General features: G+C 71.9%; 17 protein-coding genes and 1 pseudogene. 8 read left to right on the forward strand and 10 right to left on the reverse strand.

Going from position 1 to position 17,925, the window contains the following annotated elements:
* Together SSQG_RS03515 and SSQG_RS03520 are read right to left on the reverse strand one after the other, a co-directional pair.
* A pseudogene (locus SSQG_RS03515) lies at window positions 1–465 on the reverse strand (M56 family peptidase); the annotation flags it as partial.
* A gap of 6 nt (window positions 466–471) precedes the next feature.
* Entirely contained in the window at window positions 472–858 is a 387-nt protein-coding gene (locus tag SSQG_RS03520; RefSeq protein WP_003988321.1) for a BlaI/MecI/CopY family transcriptional regulator, read from the reverse strand.
* Window positions 859–1,006: 148 nt separating this feature from the next.
* On the opposite strand from SSQG_RS03520, the gene SSQG_RS03525 reads away from it, so the two are divergent.
* The 3 genes from SSQG_RS03525 (at window position 1,007) to SSQG_RS03535 (ending at window position 2,561) form a co-directional block, all read left to right on the forward strand.
* Window positions 1,007–1,582, forward strand: a complete 576-nt coding sequence (locus SSQG_RS03525) for a TerD family protein (RefSeq protein WP_003988322.1) — start codon at window positions 1,007–1,009, stop codon at window positions 1,580–1,582.
* A 77-nt stretch (window positions 1,583–1,659) separates the two neighbouring features.
* Window positions 1,660–2,322 carry a hypothetical protein gene (locus tag SSQG_RS03530; RefSeq protein WP_039931871.1) on the forward strand — a complete coding sequence of 221 codons (663 nt, stop codon included), beginning with the start codon at window positions 1,660–1,662 and terminating at the stop codon, window positions 2,320–2,322.
* The gene (locus SSQG_RS03535; RefSeq protein WP_039931872.1) at window positions 2,310–2,561 is read left to right on the forward strand and encodes a twin-arginine translocase TatA/TatE family subunit; all 252 of its coding nucleotides are present in this window, start codon (window positions 2,310–2,312) and stop codon (window positions 2,559–2,561) included. The genes SSQG_RS03530 and SSQG_RS03535 overlap by 13 nt, the downstream gene beginning before the upstream one ends.
* Window positions 2,562–2,573: 12 nt before the next feature.
* Here SSQG_RS03535 and htpG read toward each other — a convergent pair whose 3' ends face one another.
* The 3 genes from htpG to SSQG_RS03550 all read right to left on the reverse strand — a co-directional run bounded on the left by htpG (window position 2,574) and on the right by SSQG_RS03550 (window position 6,027).
* The gene (gene htpG, locus SSQG_RS03540; protein ID WP_003988325.1) at window positions 2,574–4,475 is read right to left on the reverse strand and encodes a molecular chaperone HtpG; all 1,902 of its coding nucleotides are present in this window, start codon (window positions 4,473–4,475) and stop codon (window positions 2,574–2,576) included.
* Between the two features lie 88 nt (window positions 4,476–4,563).
* Window positions 4,564–4,944 carry a class F sortase gene (locus SSQG_RS42440; protein ID WP_244299453.1) on the reverse strand — a complete coding sequence of 127 codons (381 nt, stop codon included), beginning with the start codon at window positions 4,942–4,944 and terminating at the stop codon, window positions 4,564–4,566.
* A 456-nt stretch (window positions 4,945–5,400) separates the two neighbouring features.
* The gene (locus SSQG_RS03550) at window positions 5,401–6,027 is read right to left on the reverse strand and encodes a hypothetical protein (RefSeq protein WP_003988327.1); all 627 of its coding nucleotides are present in this window, start codon (window positions 6,025–6,027) and stop codon (window positions 5,401–5,403) included.
* Window positions 6,028–6,262: 235 nt separating this feature from the next.
* Here SSQG_RS03550 and SSQG_RS40570 point away from each other — a divergent pair, with 235 nt between their 5' ends.
* Window positions 6,263–6,427: a helix-turn-helix domain-containing protein gene (locus SSQG_RS40570; RefSeq protein ID WP_425314981.1), complete on the forward strand. Its 165-nt coding sequence runs from the start codon at window positions 6,263–6,265 to the stop codon at window positions 6,425–6,427.
* 46 nt (window positions 6,428–6,473) lie between these two features.
* Here the strand turns inward: SSQG_RS40570 and SSQG_RS03555 are convergent, their stop codons facing one another.
* Window positions 6,474–6,761: a DUF3040 domain-containing protein gene (locus SSQG_RS03555; RefSeq protein ID WP_003988329.1), complete on the reverse strand. Its 288-nt coding sequence runs from the start codon at window positions 6,759–6,761 to the stop codon at window positions 6,474–6,476.
* Window positions 6,762–7,086: 325 nt separating this feature from the next.
* On the opposite strand from SSQG_RS03555, the gene SSQG_RS03560 reads away from it, so the two are divergent.
* Both SSQG_RS03560 and SSQG_RS03565 read left to right on the forward strand, forming a co-directional pair.
* Window positions 7,087–8,052: a HAMP domain-containing sensor histidine kinase gene (locus tag SSQG_RS03560; RefSeq protein WP_039931873.1), complete on the forward strand. Its 966-nt coding sequence runs from the start codon at window positions 7,087–7,089 to the stop codon at window positions 8,050–8,052.
* The gene (locus SSQG_RS03565) at window positions 8,049–8,708 is read left to right on the forward strand and encodes a response regulator (RefSeq protein WP_003988331.1); all 660 of its coding nucleotides are present in this window, start codon (window positions 8,049–8,051) and stop codon (window positions 8,706–8,708) included. The genes SSQG_RS03560 and SSQG_RS03565 overlap by 4 nt, the downstream gene beginning before the upstream one ends.
* 15 nt (window positions 8,709–8,723) lie before the next feature.
* Here the strand turns inward: SSQG_RS03565 and SSQG_RS03570 are convergent, their stop codons facing one another.
* From SSQG_RS03570 to SSQG_RS03580, 3 genes are all read right to left on the reverse strand, one after another.
* Window positions 8,724–10,001, reverse strand: a complete 1,278-nt coding sequence (locus SSQG_RS03570) for a cation:proton antiporter (protein WP_003988332.1) — start codon at window positions 9,999–10,001, stop codon at window positions 8,724–8,726.
* Between the two features lie 277 nt (window positions 10,002–10,278).
* Complete coding sequence (locus SSQG_RS03575) at window positions 10,279–11,742, reverse strand: L-fucose/L-arabinose isomerase family protein (RefSeq protein WP_003988333.1); 1,464 nt, start codon at window positions 11,740–11,742, stop codon at window positions 10,279–10,281.
* Between the two features lie 15 nt (window positions 11,743–11,757).
* Complete coding sequence (locus tag SSQG_RS03580; protein ID WP_003988334.1) at window positions 11,758–13,044, reverse strand: MFS transporter; 1,287 nt, start codon at window positions 13,042–13,044, stop codon at window positions 11,758–11,760.
* Between the two features lie 202 nt (window positions 13,045–13,246).
* Here SSQG_RS03580 and SSQG_RS42445 point away from each other — a divergent pair, with 202 nt between their 5' ends.
* Both SSQG_RS42445 and SSQG_RS42450 read left to right on the forward strand, forming a co-directional pair.
* Window positions 13,247–15,487 carry a glycosyl hydrolase gene (locus SSQG_RS42445; protein ID WP_003988335.1) on the forward strand — a complete coding sequence of 747 codons (2,241 nt, stop codon included), beginning with the start codon at window positions 13,247–13,249 and terminating at the stop codon, window positions 15,485–15,487.
* On the forward strand, window positions 15,468–17,219 hold the full coding sequence (locus SSQG_RS42450) for a hypothetical protein (RefSeq protein WP_003988337.1): 1,752 nt from the start codon (window positions 15,468–15,470) through the stop codon (window positions 17,217–17,219). The genes SSQG_RS42445 and SSQG_RS42450 overlap by 20 nt, the downstream gene beginning before the upstream one ends.
* Window positions 17,220–17,263: 44 nt before the next feature.
* Here SSQG_RS42450 and SSQG_RS03590 read toward each other — a convergent pair.
* Window positions 17,264–17,925, reverse strand: a 662-nt coding sequence (locus tag SSQG_RS03590) for a substrate-binding domain-containing protein (RefSeq protein WP_003988338.1), incomplete at its 5' end; no start/stop codon positions are given.

A 17,925-nucleotide genomic window follows, 5' to 3' on the forward strand; every position in this document is an offset into this window, starting at 1 on the left:
CGGCGCACCGTCACGCGGGACGCGGCACCCCGGCGGCCTCCGGGCAGCGCGTACGCGTACGGGGGCGCCGTCGGACAAGTACGGCCACCTCCGTGTCCGGCCAGCCCGATCAGGGCGCGGTGGGCCTGACGGGCGCACCCGGGCGTGCCGCCACAGCGTCCGGCAGCAGGCGACGAGTACCGCGCACAGGGCGGGGATAGCGGCCTTGCCGACGACCTCGTCGTAGGGCACCGCCGCCCGCACCTCGGGGTCGGACCAGCCGTCCGGCAGCGGGTTTCCGGGCAGTTGGGCGGTGCCGACGACCATCACCAGGCCCAGGCACACCGTGCTGCACAGCGCCAGCACCGCGGCCATCACGGTCAGCAGCCGGGTAGCGGTGCGCGGATGCAGATGCTGCTCGGCGAGGCGCGCGACCGGCCAGGCCGTGAGCGGCAGGACGAGCGGCAGAAAGACGAAGACCCCCATGAGGCTTCAGCCTTCCCCCTCGCCGTGGGCCTGGTCCAGCAGGTCACGCAGCAACCGCTCGTCGTCCGGCCCGAGGCCCGTGACGAAGCTGGCGAGCACGGCCCCGCGGTCGGTCTCCGCGTCCAGGACCTTGCGCATCTTGTGCGCGGCCAGCCCCGCCTGGTCCGAGGCGGACGTCCAGGTGAAGGACCGGCCGACCCGCTCCCGGGTGACCGCGCCCTTGCCGAGCAGCCGCGTCAGGATGGTGATCACCGTCGTGTAGGCGAGGTCACCGCCGAGGCGTTCCTGCACCCAGCCGGCCGTCGCCGGACCGTCCGCCTCCCGCAGTGCCGACAGCACCAGCGCCTCCAGCTCGCCCTGCCCCCGCCGGGGACGCTGCCGGGGATCCGTCACCGCCGTGTCTCCCTTCCGCCGTCCTGCGTGACCCGTGCGGACATCGTATAGATCCGCGGGACCGGCCCCCCATCTTCTACAGTGCTGTAGATTTAAAACCGGGTTCGCCACCCGGACCCGGAACGCACACGTCAAGAAGGAGTAACCTGTGGGAGTTTCCCTGTCCAAGGGCGGCAACGTCTCGCTCAGCAAGGAGGCGCCGGGCCTCACCGCCGTCCTGGTCGGCCTGGGCTGGGACGTGCGCACGACCACCGGCACCGACTACGACCTCGACGCCTCCGCGCTGCTCCTCGAGACCAACGGCAAGGTCCCCTCGGACCAGCACTTCGTCTTCTACAACAACCTGAGGAGCCCGGACGGTTCGGTCGAGCACACCGGCGACAACCTCACCGGCGAGGGCGAGGGCGACGACGAGACCGTGAAGGTGAACCTCGCCGCCGTGCCCGCCGAGATAGACAAGATCGTGTTCCCGGTGTCCATCCACGACGCCGAGAACCGCGGCCAGAGCTTCGGCCAGGTCAGTAACGCCTTCATCCGGATCGTCAACCAGGCGGGCGGTCAGGAGATCGCCCGCTACGACCTGTCCGAGGACGCCTCCACCGAGACCGCGATGGTCTTCGGTGAGCTCTACCGGCACGGTGCGGAGTGGAAGTTCCGGGCCGTCGGCCAGGGGTACGCCTCCGGGCTCGCCGGGATCGCGTCCGACTTCGGTGTGCACGTCTGACACGGACCGAACGCACCGCCGGGCCCACCGGAACGGCCGGGCCCGGCGGTCGTACCAGCAACCGACCGGGAGACGATGTGACAGATCCGTCCCGCCTCCGCCCCGAGGACCGCGCGGACTTCGAAGCGGTGCTGCACCTGGCGCTGAGCAACGGGGACATCCGTGGTGCCCTGCGCGCCGACCCGACCGGCGGGGCGTCCGCCCGCCTGCGTGCCCACGCGCTCACCCATGCCGACGAGATCACGGCGGCGGCCGGTGAGCCGTACCGGACCTACCTGACCGTGCGGGCGTCCGCCCGGAAGGACGCGGCTCGTCCGATCGGCTCGGGCAGCCTGCTGCCGGCCCTCGCGGTGCTCACCCCCCTCGTGGCGGCCACCTCCGCCGGGGCCCTGCTCCTGCTCGGCTTCCTGCTCCAGGTCTCCGGCGCACCGGGCCCGTTGCCGGGATCGCTCGTGGCGGCCGGCTGGACACTGGCGCTCGTGGCGGCCGTGAGCGGTCTGCTCGCCCTGTGCGCGCTGCTGCGCTCGGCCCTGGGCGGGCGGGGTGTCCCGACGGCCGGACGGGTGGAGCAGGCCCGGCTGTCCTGGCGGCAGGCCCTGCTCGACCGCGGCATGCTTCCGCACCTGCGCCGGCACCTGGCCCCGCATTCCGAGGCGGCGGCCACGCCGTGCTCCCCGCCCGATACGCTCACGCCGTGCCCGGCCCGGGCGAGAAAGGACAGGACATCATGTTCGGACTGAGCGAGCTCGCGATCATCCTCATCGTCGTCATCGCCGTCATCGGGATCAAGAAGTTCCCCGAACTGGCCCGCTCGGCCGGCAAGTCGGCCCGCATACTCAAGGCGGAGGCCCGCGCCGCGAAGGACGAAAAGGCCGGGACGGGCCCCGCGCCGCGGGTGGTCCAGGGCGAGGTCGTCCCACCGAGCACCGGCACGACCCCGCCCGGCGCCGCTGGAGCGGACGCCCCGGACCACCGCTGATCCGCCCCTGGCCTACAGCGTGCGCTCCAGGCGGTCGGCCACGAGCTTGACGAACCGGGCGGGGTCCTTGGGCTGGCCGCCCTCGGCGAGTACCGCCAGCGTGTGGAGCAGCTCGGCGGACTCGACGAGGCCCGAGCGGTCCTCGCGCTCCTTGTACGCCTGGTTCAGGCCCTTGACCAGCAGGTGGTCGGGGTTGAGCTCGAGGATCCGCTTGGTGCGCGGCACTTCCTGGCCCATCGCCCGGTACATGTTCTCCAGGGCGGGGGTCAGGTCGTGCGCGTCCGCGACGACGCAGGCCGGGGAGACGGTGAGCCGGGCCGAGAGGCGCACCTCCTTGATGTCCTCGTCCAGCTGCTCCCGCATCCAGCCGAGCAGTCCGGCGTACTCCTCGGCCTGCTTCTCCCGCTCCTCGCCGGCCTTCTCGTCGCCCTCGCCGTCGAGGTCGATCTCGCCCTTGGCGACGGAGCGCAGCTTCCTGCCCTCGTACTCGCCGACGGCGTCGACCCACACCTCGTCGACCGGGTCGGTGAGCAGCAGGACCTCGATACCCTTGTCCCGGAACGCCTCCATGTGCGGGGAGTTCTCGATGCTCTGCCGGGACTCGCCGGTGAGGTAGTAGATGTCGTCCTGGCCGTCCTTCATCCGCTCCACGTACTGCGCCAGCGTGGTCGGCTCGTCGTCGGCGTGCGTGGTCGCGAACGAGGAGACGGCGAGGATGGCGTCCCGGTTCTCGGAGTCGGTGACCAGGCCCTCCTTCAGGGCGGTGCCGAACTCCCGCCAGAACGTCGCGTAGCGGTCGGCGTCCTTGGTCCTGATCTCCTTGATCGTGGACAGGACCTTCTTCGTCAGCCGGCGCTGCATCATCTGGATGTGCCGGTCCTGCTGGAGGATCTCGCGGGACACGTTGAGCGAGAGGTCCTGAGCGTCGACCACGCCCTTGACGAAGCGGAGGTACGGCGGCAGCAGCGCCTCGCAGTCGTCCATGATGAAGACGCGCTTCACGTACAGCTGGACACCGCGCCGGAAGTCCCGTGTGAACAGGTCGTGCGGGGCGTGCGAGGGGATGAACAGCAGGGCCTGGTACTCGAAGGTGCCCTCCGCCTGGAGCCGGATCGTCTCCAGGGGCTCGCGCCAGTCGTGGCTGATGTGCTTGTACAGCTCGTGGTACTCGTCGTCGGACACCTCGTCGCGTGAACGCGCCCACAGCGCCTTCATCGAGTTCAGCGTCTCGGGCTCGGGCGTGGCGTCCCCCTCGCCCGCCGGCTCCGGGACCGTCCGAATGGGCCAGGTGATGAAGTCCGAGTACCGCTTGACGATCTCCCTGATCTTCCACGGGGAGGTGTAGTCGTGGAGCTGGTTCTCCGGGTCGGCGGGCTTGAGGTGGAGCGTCACGGACGTGCCCTGCGGCGCGTCGTCGACCCTCTCCAGCGTGTACGTGGACTCGCCGCGCGACGTCCACCGGGTGCCCTGGCCCTCGCCGGCCCGCCGGGTCACCAGGGTCATCTCGTCCGCCACCATGAACCCGGAGTAGAAACCGACGCCGAACTGGCCGATGAGCCCTTCGGCGTCACCCCCTTCCTGAGCCTCCCGCAGCTCCTTCAGGAAGGTGGCGGTGCCCGAGTTGGCGATGGTGCCGATGAGCTGTCCGACCTCGTCGTACGACATGCCGATGCCGTTGTCCCGCACCGTGAGGGTACGGGCGTCCTTGTCGACGTCGATCCGGATGTGCAGGTCCGACACGTCGGCGTCGAGCGAGTCGTCCCGCAGCTTCTCCAGGCGCAGCTTGTCGAGCGCGTCGGAGGCGTTGGATACGAGTTCCCGCAGGAAGACATCCTTGTTCGAGTAGACCGAGTGGATCATCAGCTGCAGCAGCTGACGTGCCTCTACCTGGAACTCAAACGTCTCTGTCGTCATGGTTCGCGAATACCTCACAGGTCCCACGGTCGCGTCTGGAATGGTGTCAGTCACTGTAAAACACCAAGTCAGGCCGTGGGCCCGGATGTCAGACGAGGTGGGCGAAGACCACCAGGTTCTCGGTGTAGTCCCGGGCCTGACGGTCGTAGGCACCCGCGCAGGTGATGAGCCGGACCTGGGCGTCGGGGGTGTCGCCGTAGACGCGCTCGCTGGGGAAGTCGTCCTTGGCGAAGGAGTCCGCGTCGTCGACCACGAAGGTCGCCTTGCGGCCGTCGGCCCGCACCACGTGGAACCGGTCCCCCTTCTTCAGCTCGCCGAGACTCGCGAAGACGGCCGGGGCGGTCGCGGTGTCGACGTGGCCCGCGATGATCGCGGTACCGGCCTCGCCCGGCGAGACGCCCTTGGCGTACCAGCCGACGAGGTTGGTGTTGTCGGGCGGAAGGGGTTCGAGTCGGCCCGAACGGTCGATGCGAGTCGGTGAAGGGCGCGTTCACCGAGATCCCCGGGATGAGCAGGCGGACCCGGCCGGGATCGCGGCAGATGCCGGCCGGCCTCGGCGCGGGCGGACCGGTGCGCGTCGGGCCTGGGCCGGGGCGTCGGGCGCGGCCGACGTGGCGCTCGAGACGGCCGGTGGGGCGTGCGGCGGGGTGCCGGCGTCGGACGACTCGTCCCCGCCGGCGATCAGGCTCACGGTCAGGACCAGGGCGGCCACGGACCAGAGGATCGTGACGATGGTGCGGAATCGCCGTCTTGACGGCCCGGGGTCGTCGGGAAGAAGGGGGCTGGCTGCCATCGGAGACCACCTCACTCGGACACGGCAGCGGAAAGGACACGGCGGCGGGCGCGGCTCGCGGGTGACGAGCCGGGCCGCCGCGACGCGAGGGACACGTGCGGCGGCCACGGCGGCTATGCGGTCAGGCATCGGTCATGCCGTGCCCTGCGAGACCTTCTGGCGCCTCAGGGCGTACAGGCCGGTGCCGGCCACCGCCAGTACGGCGAGCCCGCCGGCGGTGACGCCGGGCATGGACGCCAGGGCGCCGCCACCGGTGTGCATCCCGCCGCGCGGCTTGTCGTGCTCGCCCTGCCAGGCGCCCTTCTCGTGGTCGTCGTCCTTGCCGTGCTCCTCGTCCTTGCCGTGCTCCTCGTCCTTGCCGTGCTCCTCGTCCTTGCCGTGCTCCTCGGACTTGCCGTGCTCCTCGGACTTCCCGTGCTCGTCCTGCTTGTCGCCGTACGAGCTCTTGCCCTGCTCGTCGCCGTAGGGGTCCTCGTCCTGCTTGTCGCCCCAGTCGTCGCCGCCCTCGTCCTTGTAGGTGTCCGGGTCGTACTTGGAGTCGTCCCAGCCGTCGTCCGTGCCGGCCACGGACAGCGCTCCGCCACCCGTGTGTACCCCACCGCGCGGCGCGTGGTCTTCGCCGTCCTTGTGGTGCTCCTTGCTGTAAGAACTGTTGTCGTGGTCCCAGTCACCCATCGCCTCGGCACAGGCGGCGGGTGCGGCGATCGCGAGGGCGGCCGTGGCCGTGGCCGTCGCGAGCAGCATGCGGGCAGAGCGCATCGGTGAGTCCTTCCGTCACGGGCCGGGCAGCTGACGCCTCGCCAGCTCACGGACCCGGCCTCGACGTGAACCACCGTCAGTCATCTCGGGCCGTCCCACCATCCGGGGCGATCACACGGGTTACGACTGCACCCTTCCGGCGGGCACCCCCGGCCCCCTCCGCCATGCCGTGTCCGGCCCGGAAGATCCCAGCCTTCCGCAGGTCACAGCCGTCTCCCACAGCGACGACACGGGGGTGGGGACCGGGTCAGAACAGCCGGACGCCCGAATCGCCGGCCGCCTCGGCTTCTCCAGCGCCACCCACTTCAGCAAGTACTTCCACCAGCGCACCGGACAGACCCCCATCGCCTTCCGCGACACGGTCCGCGGGCACGCCCCGGGACACGAGGCGGCCAGGTAGTGGGTCCGGCCGACATGGTGTACGTCGCCCCGCCGGCGTGCTCGCCTCAGCGTCGCCCGGGCCCCTGGCGCCCCCGGCGGGCAGGGTCCGGATCGACCAGCTGGGCCGCCATCCCGACGAGGACCAGTCCGGCCGCGATGAGCAGCCCCTGGGCGAGGGCGATGCCCGTGCCCAGCAGGACCATGCCGAGTGCCAGCCCCCACCACGGCCCGGTGCGCCGGTACTCCCGGGGCCGCGCCGGGCGGCCCGCTCGCATGGCCCGGGCGAATCCGGGGTCCTCCCGCTCGAGACGTGCTGCGAGGTCGACGAGACGTTCGTGTTCGGACTGGGGCACGGCTTCTCCCTTCCGGAACCCGACAGCGCCTCGGGGCAGCGCACGGCCGAGGCCATGGCGAATCCAGGGGTGTCGGGCCACGTGACGGTGCGGCGGCGGACCGCCCGCCGATGCGCGGCGCGGCCGGTCTCACCGGGGCTTCAGCCTCTCCCCCTCCAGCGGCTGCCGCCATCGGGCCCAACCCTCATCCTTCCCGGTGGCCGCGCTGTACGAACGCCGTCCGAGCAGGCGGGTGTTCGGTTCGAGGATGGGTGGTGTCACGGATGGCGACGCGGCCGGGCAGCGCACACGCTGGAGGACGACGGTGTCGAGGAGGCGGTACGCGGTGCCCTTGTTCTGGCGGATCTTCCTGCTGAACGCCCTCGTGCTCATCACGGCCACGGCGCTGCTGCTGGGTCCGGTGACGGTGTCCACGCCGGTCCTGCTCACCGAGGCCGCGGTGCTCACGGTGGGCCTGGCCGCCATGCTCGTCGCCAACGCCCTGCTGCTGCGGATCGGCCTCGCCCCGCTCCAGCGCCTCACGCGCGCCATGACGACGATCGACCTGCTACGTCCGGGGCGGCGCCCGGAGGTCGGTGGCCAGGCCGAGGTCGCCGAGCTGATCACGACGTTCAACACCATGCTCGACCGCCTGGAGGACGAGCGGGCCACGAGCAGCGCCCGGGTGCTCTCCGCCCAGGAGGCCGAGCGGCGCCGGATCGCGCAGGAACTGCACGACGAGGTCGGGCAGACGCTCACCGCCGTCCTGCTCGAACTCAAGCGGGTGGCCGGTCAGGCCCCGCCCGACCTGCTGGAGGAGCTGCACCAGGTGCAGGAGACCACCCGGGCCGGCCTGGACGAGATCCGCCGGATCGCCCGCCGGCTGCGCCCCGGCGTGCTCGACGAACTGGGTCTGGCCAGTGCGCTCAAGTCGCTCGCCACGGACTTCGCCGGCCCCAGTCTGTCCGTGCGGCACCGCCTCGGCACGGACCTGCCGCCGCTCGGCCGGGAGGCCGAACTCGTCGTCTACCGCGTCGCGCAGGAAGGACTCACCAATGTCGCCCGCCATGCCGGGGCACGGCACGCCCACCTCGCGCTGCGGCGTACCGCGACGGGCGTGGAGCTGCGGGTCAGCGACGACGGCGGCGGCCTCGGCGACGCGCCCGAGGGAGCCGGCATCCGCGGCATGCGTGAACGTGCCCTGCTCGTGGGTGCCGGCCTCGGTCTGGGTGCCGGCCCGGGCAGAGGCACCGAAGTGCGCCTGACCGTCCCCGTCCCCGTACGCGATCCCGACCGGAACGGCCGATCATGAACGACTCGACCCCCACCCGCATCCTGCTCGCCGACGACCACGCCCTGGTGCGGCGCGGCGTGCGGCTCATCCTGGACGCCGAATCCGACCTCACCGTCGTCGCCGAGGCGGACGACGGTGCCGAGGCCGTCGCCCAGGCCCGGGCGCACCGCCCCGATCTCGCCGTCCTCGACATCGCCATGCCCCGTCTGACGGGGCTGCAGGCCGCCCGGGAGCTGTCCCGGACGTGCCCGCAGACGCGGATCCTCGTCCTGACCATGTACGACAACGAGCAGTTCTTCTTCGAGGCTCTCGGAGCCGGCGCCTCGGGTTACGTCCTCAAGTCGGTCGCGGACCGTGACCTGGTGGAGGCGTGCCGCGCCACCATGCGGGGTGAGCCGTTCCTGTATCCCGGTGCCGTCAACGCGCTCGTGCGTGACTTCCTCGACCGGGCCCGGGAGGGCCGCGCCCTGCCCTCCCGGGCCATCACCGACCGTGAGGAGGAGATCCTCAAGCTCGTCGCCGAGGGCCACACCTCGCAGCAGATCGCCGACCTGCTGGTCATCAGCCCCAAGACGGTGGAGCGCCACCGGGCCAACCTGCTCCAGAAGCTCGGTCTGAAGGACCGTCTGGAGCTGACCCGCTACGCCATCCGAGTGGGGCTGATCGAAGCCTGAAGCCGGCAGCGCGGACTAGCGTTCGGCCTCGGCCGGCAGAGCGGGTGGGGCGGTGGTCTCGCCCTCGGGTTCGGGTTCACGCCCGGGCTCGGTGTCGTGCGGTGGGCGCGTGCGGCCGGGCAGGAGGTCCTGGGCGAAGCGCAGGGCGCGGGCGAGCTGGTGCGCGCGTCCGGCGGCGATGGGGCCCAGGATCGCGAGGACGAGGACGTACCCGGCGATGAACGGGGCGAGGCGGTCGTCGAGTCCGGCGCTGGCGGCCATGGCGGCCAGGATCAGCGCGAACTCCCCGCGGGCCACGAGGGTCGTGGCGATCTCGGCGGCGGGCTCGGTGCCGTAGCGGTACACACGGGCGACGAGCAGTCCGGCGGCGACGTTCATGACGACGGTCAGCAGGGCCGCCGCGGTGACCGGTCCGACGACGGACACGATGTCGCCGGGGTCGATGGAGAGCCCGAACGCGAAGAAGAAGATCGCCGCGAAGGCGTCGCGCAGCGGATGCACCAGTTCCCTGATGCGCGGTCCGGAGGGCGTGCCCGCCAGGATCAGGCCGACCATGAACGCGCCGATGGCGTCCGCGACTCCGAGGGTCTCGGAGACTCCCGCGACCAGGACGGCCGCGCCGAGGAAGCTGATGACGAGCAGCTCGTTGTCGCGGGTCGCGATGAGCCGTCCGACCAGTTTCGTGCCGTAGCGTGCCGCCGCGGCCAGCACCAGGAGGAAACCGAAGGCCTTGGCGCCCTGGAGGAACATGTCCCCGAGGCCCTGGGCGCCGCTGATGACCGGCTGGAGCGCGGCCAGGTACAGCGCGAGGAAGATGTCCTCGACGACGATGACGCCCAGGATGAGACGGGTCTCCGGGCGGCCGATGCGGCCCAGGTCGATGAGGATCTTGGTGACGATGGCGGACGAGGAGATCCCCAGGACACCGGCGAGCACCAGCGCCTCGCGGACGCCCCAGCCCAGGGCGAAGCCGAAGACCAGTCCGGCGCCGACGTTGAGCAGCAGATAGATCCCGCCCGCCGTCAGCAGACGCCGACCGCCGCTCTTGAGGTCGTCGAGGTGGAACTCCAGGCCCAGGTAGAACAGCAGCAGCACCAGTCCGAGTGCGGAGAGCATCTCGAAGTCGTGTGCGTCCTCGACGATGACCAGCCCCGGGGTGTGCGGGCCGAGCAGGATGCCGGCGAGCATGAACAGCGGGATCGTCGGGAGTCCGATCCGGCCGCCGAGACGGGCGAGGAGGGCGGCGGCCAGGAAGGCGCCGCCCATGGCGAGGAGGCTGTCAGCGTGTCCCACGGGTCACCGCCTTCGTGGGAGCGCAGGGAGCGGATCGTTTCACCGTGCGGGGATGGATAAGGGCTCCTCCTTCGTGGGGTGTGACGGACAGCGTCGTGCGCCTTCTCGGCGCATCCCGAGGCCGCGGCCATGACACTCACGCGAGCCTCGACGACGCTGCCAGCCTCACACGGGTCCCGCACCCGGCACCATCGGTGCCCACACCCATCCCCGGGTGGGGGCGACACCCATTCCTCGACACTCGTCCCTCGACACCCGTCCCAGACGAGCCGCGCGCTCACACCTGCCGGTGGTCGATGCCCAGCAGGCTCGCCGCCGCCCTGAAGTCGGCCGCGTGGTGGCCCACCGCGAGGGACCAGTGGTGGCCGACGCCCGTGGCGCTCCACGCGTCCACCCATTCGCCGGGGTCGCGGCCGAAGTCGACGCGGCTGGTGGTGTTGCCGATCTCCAGCAGCGGTCCGGGTACGACGGTGCCCTCGGAGGTGACGAAGGACAGGCTGCCATCGGCGTCCTGGCCGAGACCGAGCAGGGTGACGGGCCCGTGCCGGACGTCGAACTCCACGCTCACGCCCCAGCCGCGTTTGCCGTGGTAGACGCCGAGCCCGCGCAGCAGGGGGTCGCGGGCGCTGACCGCGAGGTGGGCGGGTCCGTCGTGGCCCATCTCCACGACGCCGTCCTCGAAGTCGAGGGCCTGGATCTCGGTGAAGGAGCCCCCGGCGCCGACGCTCTGGGAGGCGAGCTGGGCCACGCTGGTGCGCAGTTCGTACTCCCCGGCGGCCGGCACGCCCCGGGCCGTGAGCAGGGAGGCGCCCAGGATCATGCCGGCGCCGAGCCGCTCGTACAGTTCGCCGTCGAGGCCGCGGTGGTAGTAGGCGAGGCTGTCGAGTGCGAAGTCCGCCACCAGCCGGTCGAGGGCGACCGACACGGTCGCGCCCCAGGCGAAGTCCTCCTCGACCACGCTGTCGTCGAGGGTGAAGACCTGCCGGGCGAGCGCCATCCGCTCCCGGGTCTCCGTCTCGGTGACGCGTTCCACCCGGTGCCGCAGGTCGTCGAACTCCAGTACCTCGACGTGCGAGCCGAACGTGGTGGACAGCAGTGTCGGATCGGTCTGCACGTCGAGCATGCCGGGATACACGTGTCCCATGAGGCCGTGCCGGGCGTGCCGGAGCGCGGCGCGGATGTGCGCGGCCCGGATCCACTGTTCGATGCGCCGCCAGGCGGACTCCTGCCGCAGCCAGCCGGAGACGGAGCGGAAGGGGATGCCGGCGCGCCGGAAGACGTTGCCGACCTCGGGGACGGGGCACTGTCCGCAGTAGGCCAGCCAGGCCCCGGTGTCGAAGGAGGCGTGGTCCATCCGCTCGGTCGGCTGGAGGTCGATGACCAGCACCGGCGTGTGCGAGCGCTGGGCGATCGGCAGCACCATCGAGGAGGTGAGGTACGTCGTCAGGAACAGCACGATCAGGTCGCAGTCGGCCCTGCGCAGTTCCTCGGCGGCACGGGCTCCTTCCTGGGCGTCGGAGACGAACCCGGCGTCGGTCACCTCCGCGTCCATCCCCCGGAAGCGTTCGGCTACGTAGGCGGCGGACTCCTTCAGTTGCGGGAGGAGTCCGGGGAACTGCGGCCAGTACGTGCCGAGTCCGCCGGCGACCAGCCCGATGCGGGTGCGGCGCCGGGTGACCGGCGGGAGCAGGTCGTGCAGGGCGGCGGCCCCTGCGGCCGTGCGGTCCGCGGTCGTTGCCATGGTCGGTGCTCCTTGTCAGGTCTGCTGCGGCTCGGTGCTGGCGACGCGCGGGTCCGCTCTGTCGCGGACCGCACCGGGGGAACGCGGGACCAGGACCCGGATGATGAACACGCCGGCGAAGGCCGCCAGGGTCATGCAGGCGGTGATCGTCCAGAGCAGCACGGAGGGGCTGTGGTCGAGCAGCGCGGGGGTGAAGAACGCGGCGATCGCGTAGACCGCGCGCGACAGGGCGTAGGTGAGTCCCTGGGTGGTGCCGCGGGTGTCGGCGGGCAGCGTGAGCTGGGACCACACCTTGTAGTTGGCCTCGCCCGCGAAGGGATAGGAGAGCTGGTAGAGGACGAAGAACACGAGCATGCCGACGAGCGCCCCTGCCGTCAGTGAGGCGATGACGAAGGCGAGGATCTGCACGGTGGCCGCGGTGTAGAACAGCCGGTCACGCCAGGGAGTGTCGGCGACTCGGACGAAGGCGATGGTCAGCAGCACGCCGATCGGGATGAAGGCCAGGTTGATGCCGGTGGCCAGGCTCTGTGAGGCGTCGCTGACGGTGACGAGCAGGTAGGTGCCGAACTGGCCGAAGGTGTTGGCCCCGAGACCCCAGGTGACATAGAAGACGAACGTCGCCGCCATGGGCAGCAGGGCGGCCCGCGTCCACACGTTCCGGAGCGCGGTCCCGCTCGGGGCGGCTTCCGCCCCGGTGTCCCGGGCGTCGTCGTCCGCGTACTCGCCGGTCAGCTTCAGCCGGGAGCGCATGGCCCAGGTGACGAGCGCCGCCACGGCCAGCTGTCCGGTGATGAGCCGGGCCCCGGTCATGCCCGTGGTCGACAGCACGAAGCCGAGGAAGACGGCGACGGCGATACCCAGCATCCACATCACCTGGGTGAAGGCGACGAGCCTGCCGCGGGCCCAGGAGGGCGCGGCGTCCGAGACGACGGCGAGGGAGGTCGGCAGGTCGGCGCCGGCCGCGATTCCGGCGACGAGGACGCCGATCAGCAGCGTGACGTCGTCCGGTGCCAGGGTGATGACGATGGCGCCGAGGGCGAAGCAGAAGATGTCCCAGTTGTAGACGCGGCGGCGGCCGAAGAGGTCGGCGAGCCGTCCGCCGACCAGGGACCCGACGGCGATGCAGCCGGTGACGATCGCGCTGATCGCCCCGGCCATCCACACACCCATGTCGTAACTGTCGCGGTAGATGGCCAGGTTGACGGAGATGCTGACGATCAGCCCGGCGTCGAGGTAGGAGGCCATGCCCGACAGGGCGGCGGCCTTCCAGAGCTGCTTGGGGATGGGGCGGTTACCGGCCATGATGCGACTCCGTCGTCTGGTGACATCGCGGTTCCGGGGGGCCTGGTCGCAGCGAATATAGGGCGGGAAAAACGTTGCAACAAGACGTCGCGCAGACATCGGCGCGTCCCCTCGGGTTCCGCCGTGCCGTCCTCGGATATGGCGTGACCGCCGCAGGTCGCCTACGGTGAAGGTGGCCTAAAAACGTTTCAGGGGAAGGACGATGTCCGTGGTCTCCCCCGCGCTCCGGCACCTGTTCGAGAACCCGCCCCGCGATTTCGGCCCCGCTCCCCTGTGGTGGTGGTCGGGTGCGAAGGTCACCCGCGAGCGACTCGCCTGGCAGATGCGGGCGTTCGCGCAGGGCGGTGTCCACAACCTCGTCGTGATCAACCTGGCTCCGGCCGGCCCGACGTTCGGCGCCCGGGCCGACGATCCGGCGTGGTTCGGCGAGGAGTGGTGGGCGCGTTTCACCGACGCCTGCGAGATCGCCGCGGAGTTGGGCACGCGCCTGTGGTTCTACGACCAGATCGGCTTCTCGGGCGCCAATGTGCAGGGCGGCGTGACGCGACGTCACCCAGAGGCCAGAGGTGCTGCGTTGCGCTGTCGTGACGTCACCGTCTCCGAGGGCGCGGTCGTCCTGCGGGACACCGAGACCCCGCTGGCCGCGTACTCCGCGGAGGGCCGGCGTCTGGACCTCGACGTGGACGGGCCGGGCAGGGTGCGCGTCCCCGCAGCCGACGGGACCGGCGTACGGCTCGTCACCTCCGTCCCCACGGCGTTCGACTATCTGGACCCGGACGCCGTCGGCCTGCTGATGGACGCCGTGCACCACGAGTACGACCGGCGGGTGCCCGGCCACCTGGGGACCGTCGTCGCGGGCAGCTTCCAGGACGAACTGCCGGGCACCAACACCTGGAGCCACCGCTTCGCGGCGGAGTTCCGCGCCCGGCGCGGCTACGACCTGCTCGACCATCTGCCGGCCCTGTTCGGCACGGGCGCCACCGCCGCGGAGTCGGAGGTCCGCGCCGACTACTACGCGGTCCGCGCGGAACTGACCGAGGAGGCCCTGTTCCGGCCGCTCTCCGCATGGCACCGGGAGCGCGGGATGCTGCTGGGCAGCGACCAGAGCCATCCCGCCCGCGCGGGCTACCCGGCCCAGTCGACGCAGATCTACACCGACTACTTCCGCACCCATCGCTGGTACGGCGCCGCGGGCAGCGACCATCACGGCGACGCCAAGGTGCACTCCTCGATGGCCCACCTCTACGGACACGAGCGGGTCTGGATCGAGGCGTTCCACTCCTCCGGCTGGGGCGGCACGCTGGAGGACACGTACCACTGGCTGCTGCCGTTCCTGCGCAGCGGCGCCAACCTGTACAACCCGCACGCCAGCTACTTCGGGACCGCGGGCGGGTGGTTCGAGTGGGCGCCGCCGTCCACGGACTGGCGGCAGCCCTACTGGAAGCAGTACCCGGCGTTCTCCCGGGCCGTGGCCCGGATCTGCTCGATCATGTCGTGGGGCAGCTACGCGGCGGACGTGGCGGTGCTGCACCCGACCGCCACCATGCAGGCCCTCCTGCCGCTGGACGCGCCGGTCCGGCACTTCGGTGACGGCCTGCTGGGTGACGGTCACGCCGAGGCCGACGAGACGCAGCGCCACTACCTGGACCTGTGCGGCACGAACAACTGGCTCGGCCCGCGCGTCGGCGCCCTGGACCGGCGCGGGATCTCCTTCGACGTCGTCGACGACGACTCGGTCCAGCGTGCCAAGACCACCGACGGCGCCCTGCGGATCAGGGACCTCGCGTACACCGCGGTGCTGCTGCCGTCGGCGAGCGTGCTGGAGGAGGAGACGGCGCGGCGGCTGACCGAACTGCTGGACGCGGGCGGCCGGGTCGTCGTCGTGGGCCGTGCGCCCGCCACGGCCGCCGGCCGGTCACGGCGACGACTCGGTGGTGGCGGCGCTGGTGGCCCCATCCCCGGCTGGAAGCGGGGTGCCCGGCCCCGAGGCCGGCGCGGCGGGCGGTGGGCGACGCGGCCCGGACATGCCACGGGGCGACGTTTCCGCTGCTCGTCAGGCGCAGGGGGCGGCGAAAGCGGTCGCGCTGGTCACGGGCGGCCTTTCCCCGAGATCGGCGCCCATCCGCTGCGGACCCGGCACCGCCCCCGTCGGGCGAGGGGCGCGGGTGTCTCGTCCGTGACGGTGCGGGCCGAGGTCGCCGAAGCCGAGGTCTGGAACCCGGCGACCGGCTCCCGCGGCCCCGCGCGCGTCACCGTCTCCGACGACGGCACGCACTCGACCATCGAGGTTCCGCTGGACGGGGCCCCCGCGGCCCTCGTCGTGTGGCGCGAGGGCCGGCCGGTGCCGACGCGTCCCGCGCGTGAGGCCCCGGCGCGGGTGATCGACGTCTCGGCCGGCTGGCACGGCCGGCTGGTCTTTTACCATGGACAACACCTGGGGTGATCTGGCGCTGCCGCCGGGATCGTCCGTGGCGGAGCCACAGATCTGGTCACTGGAGTGGACCGAGGGCGCGGCGTGGGAGCGGATCCGGGCCACCTACGGCAACCGGGTCCGCGTCCTTGCCCCGCTGCCTGTCGGTCAGGTGCCGCAGCCGCTGGACACCGCCGCCGTCGAACGGGTCCTGGCCGGAGAGCTGCCCCTGGTGCCGACGGACGCGGGCTGGGACGTCGCGGTGTACTCGTCGAGCCGCGGCATCCCGGATCCGGGCGGGCTGCTGGGCCTCAAGGGGCTGGTGAACGAGGAGTTCGTCCGTGTGCCCGTGCCGGGCGGCAAAACGGCCGCCCGGGTCCGGGCGATCGTGGAGACCGACCGGAGGGGGCCCGCGCAACTGCACGTCGGCGCAGAGGCGGTCAAGCGGGTGTGGTGGAACGGCGAGCCGCTGGACCCGGACCACGGCTACCTGGCCTCCGCCCGGGTCACGGTGAGCCGGGGCCGCAACGTGCTCGAGTACGAACTCTCCGGCGCGCAGAGCCGCCCCTCGACCATCTCGGCGGGCGACGGCACGCCGCTGGGCAGCTTCTTCTGTCTGTCCGCACCGGGCGGACTCGGGCCGCGTCCCCGGTTCATGCGTCCGCCCGACGGAGTGCGGCCCGACGGCCGGGTGACGTACCGGGCCCGGCTGCGGGTCCCGCACGACGATGCTCGGGCGGTGCTCGTCGTGGGCGCCGCCTCGGCAGTCACGGTCCTGCTCGACGGGGACGTCGTGGCGCGGCAGGAGAAGGTGGAGTACTACGAGGCCGACTGGGGCGCCGTGCCGATGTTCTTCCGCCACGAACCGGCGCTCGGCGCGGGCGAGCACATCCTGGAGCTCGTCGCCGACACCGCCGACGTCCGGGACGCGGTCTTCGCCGACCTGGTGGTGCGTTCCGGGGCCGAGGTGACGGCCCTGGTCAGCGGCGCCGGGTGGGAGGCGGCGTCGGGCGGATGGCGGGGGCGGACGATCGAGGACGAGCGCAGGCGGGGCGAGTTGCGGCACTGCGACGCCGTGGTGCGGCCGCATCCGCTGCCGGAGAGCGCGTGGCTGACGGGCCGGCCGGTGCTCGGGCACGCCGTGTGGCCCTCGCGCTCCACGGACGACGTCCGGACGGTGCCGCAGCGCTTCCGCTTCACGGTGCCGGCGGGAACGGTCTCCCTCGACCTGCCGTTGGCGCTCGGGGCGCGGGTGCAGGTCAGCGGCGTCGGAGAACTCTCCTGGGACGGAAGGACGCTGCGGTTGCGTCAGCCGCTGTCCACCCCGGCTGAGGTCGAGGTGGTCACCGAACCGACGGCGGTCCTGCGGGGCGGCTCGGCATGGCACGGGCCGGTTCGGGTGCGCACCGTGCCGGCACCGCTGCCTCTGGGCGACTGGCGGCAGCTGGGCCTGGGCAGTTGGAGCGGGGGTGTGACGTACGCGCGTGCGGTGGAGGTGCCGTCGGGGGCCGATCCGGTGCTGGATCTCGGGCGGGTGCGGGGCAGTGTGGAGTTGTCGGTCGACGGGGAGTTCGCCGGGGAGGCGTTCTGCGCGCCGTACCGCTTCCCGTTGCGCGGTGCGGCCGGGCGTACCGTCCGGCTGGAGGTGACGGTCCGGGGCACGCTGGCGCCCTATTTGGCGGAGGCCACACCGACCGCCTGGGCGTTCGAGTCCCAACGGTCGTCGGGGCTGTCGGGGCCGGTGACGCTGCGGATTCCGGTCTAAAGGGTGTTGCGGAAGGCTCGGTGGCGGGCCTCCTGCAACACCCTTTAGGCGGGCGGTCGGGTGGAGTCCCGCAGGACGAGGCCGGGGGCGAAGACGCGGGTCTCGTGGACGTGGTCCGCGCGGGCCTCGATCTCGTCGAGCAGCATCTCGACGGCGGCCCGGCCGAGGTCTTCGACCGGCTGCCGGACGGTCGTCAGTGTGGTCGCCCCGAAGCTCGCTATGTCGAGGTCGCCGTAGCCGACGACCTGCACGTCCTCGGGGATGCGCAGGCCCCGTTCGGTCAGCCCCCGGCACAGGCCGGCCGCGAGGAAGTCGTTGGTGCAGAACACCCCGCCGGGCAGGTCGTCGAGCCCGTCCGCGATCTTCTTGCCGTACGCGACGGACATCTGCTCGGCGACGACCTGGTCCAGCCGTGCCTCCCGTCGGCTGCGCACGGCCTGCCTGGCCCCCTGGTACCGGTCGGCGCACTGGCGTATCCCGCGCTCGCCGTTGACGACGAGGATGTCGCGTGCCCCGCGGTCGAGGAGGTGCTGTACGGCGATGCGGCCGCCGGCGATGTCGTCGACGGAGGCCGAGCAGCCGTCCCGTTCCGGCATCGCCCGGTCGGCCAGGACGAGCGGGATGCCCCGCTCGCGCAGCCGGGCCAGCCGGCCCGGGTCGGCGCTGAGCGGCTCGACGACGACACCGACGGCCCGCTGCTCGACGA

Source organism: Streptomyces viridochromogenes DSM 40736 (assembly GCF_000158955.1).
In the GTDB taxonomy this organism is placed as follows: domain Bacteria; phylum Actinomycetota; class Actinomycetes; order Streptomycetales; family Streptomycetaceae; genus Streptomyces; species Streptomyces venetus.

Excerpts from the sequence above, each read along its gene's own strand:
- SSQG_RS03535 (WP_039931872.1), top strand. The coding sequence starts at position 2,310 with ATGTTCGGACTGAGCGAGCTCGCGATCATCCTCATCGTCGTCATCGCC.
- htpG (WP_003988325.1), bottom strand. The coding sequence starts at position 4,475 with ATGACGACAGAGACGTTTGAGTTCCAGGTAGAGGCACGTCAGCTGCTG.
- SSQG_RS03550 (WP_003988327.1), bottom strand. The coding sequence starts at position 6,027 with ATGCGCTCTGCCCGCATGCTGCTCGCGACGGCCACGGCCACGGCCGCC.
- SSQG_RS03565 (WP_003988331.1), top strand. The coding sequence starts at position 8,049 with ATGAACGACTCGACCCCCACCCGCATCCTGCTCGCCGACGACCACGCC.
- SSQG_RS03575 (WP_003988333.1), bottom strand. The coding sequence starts at position 11,742 with ATGGCAACGACCGCGGACCGCACGGCCGCAGGGGCCGCCGCCCTGCAC.
- SSQG_RS03580 (WP_003988334.1), bottom strand. The coding sequence starts at position 13,044 with ATGGCCGGTAACCGCCCCATCCCCAAGCAGCTCTGGAAGGCCGCCGCC.
- SSQG_RS42445 (WP_003988335.1), top strand. The coding sequence starts at position 13,247 with ATGTCCGTGGTCTCCCCCGCGCTCCGGCACCTGTTCGAGAACCCGCCC.
- SSQG_RS42450 (WP_003988337.1), top strand. The coding sequence starts at position 15,468 with ATGGACAACACCTGGGGTGATCTGGCGCTGCCGCCGGGATCGTCCGTG.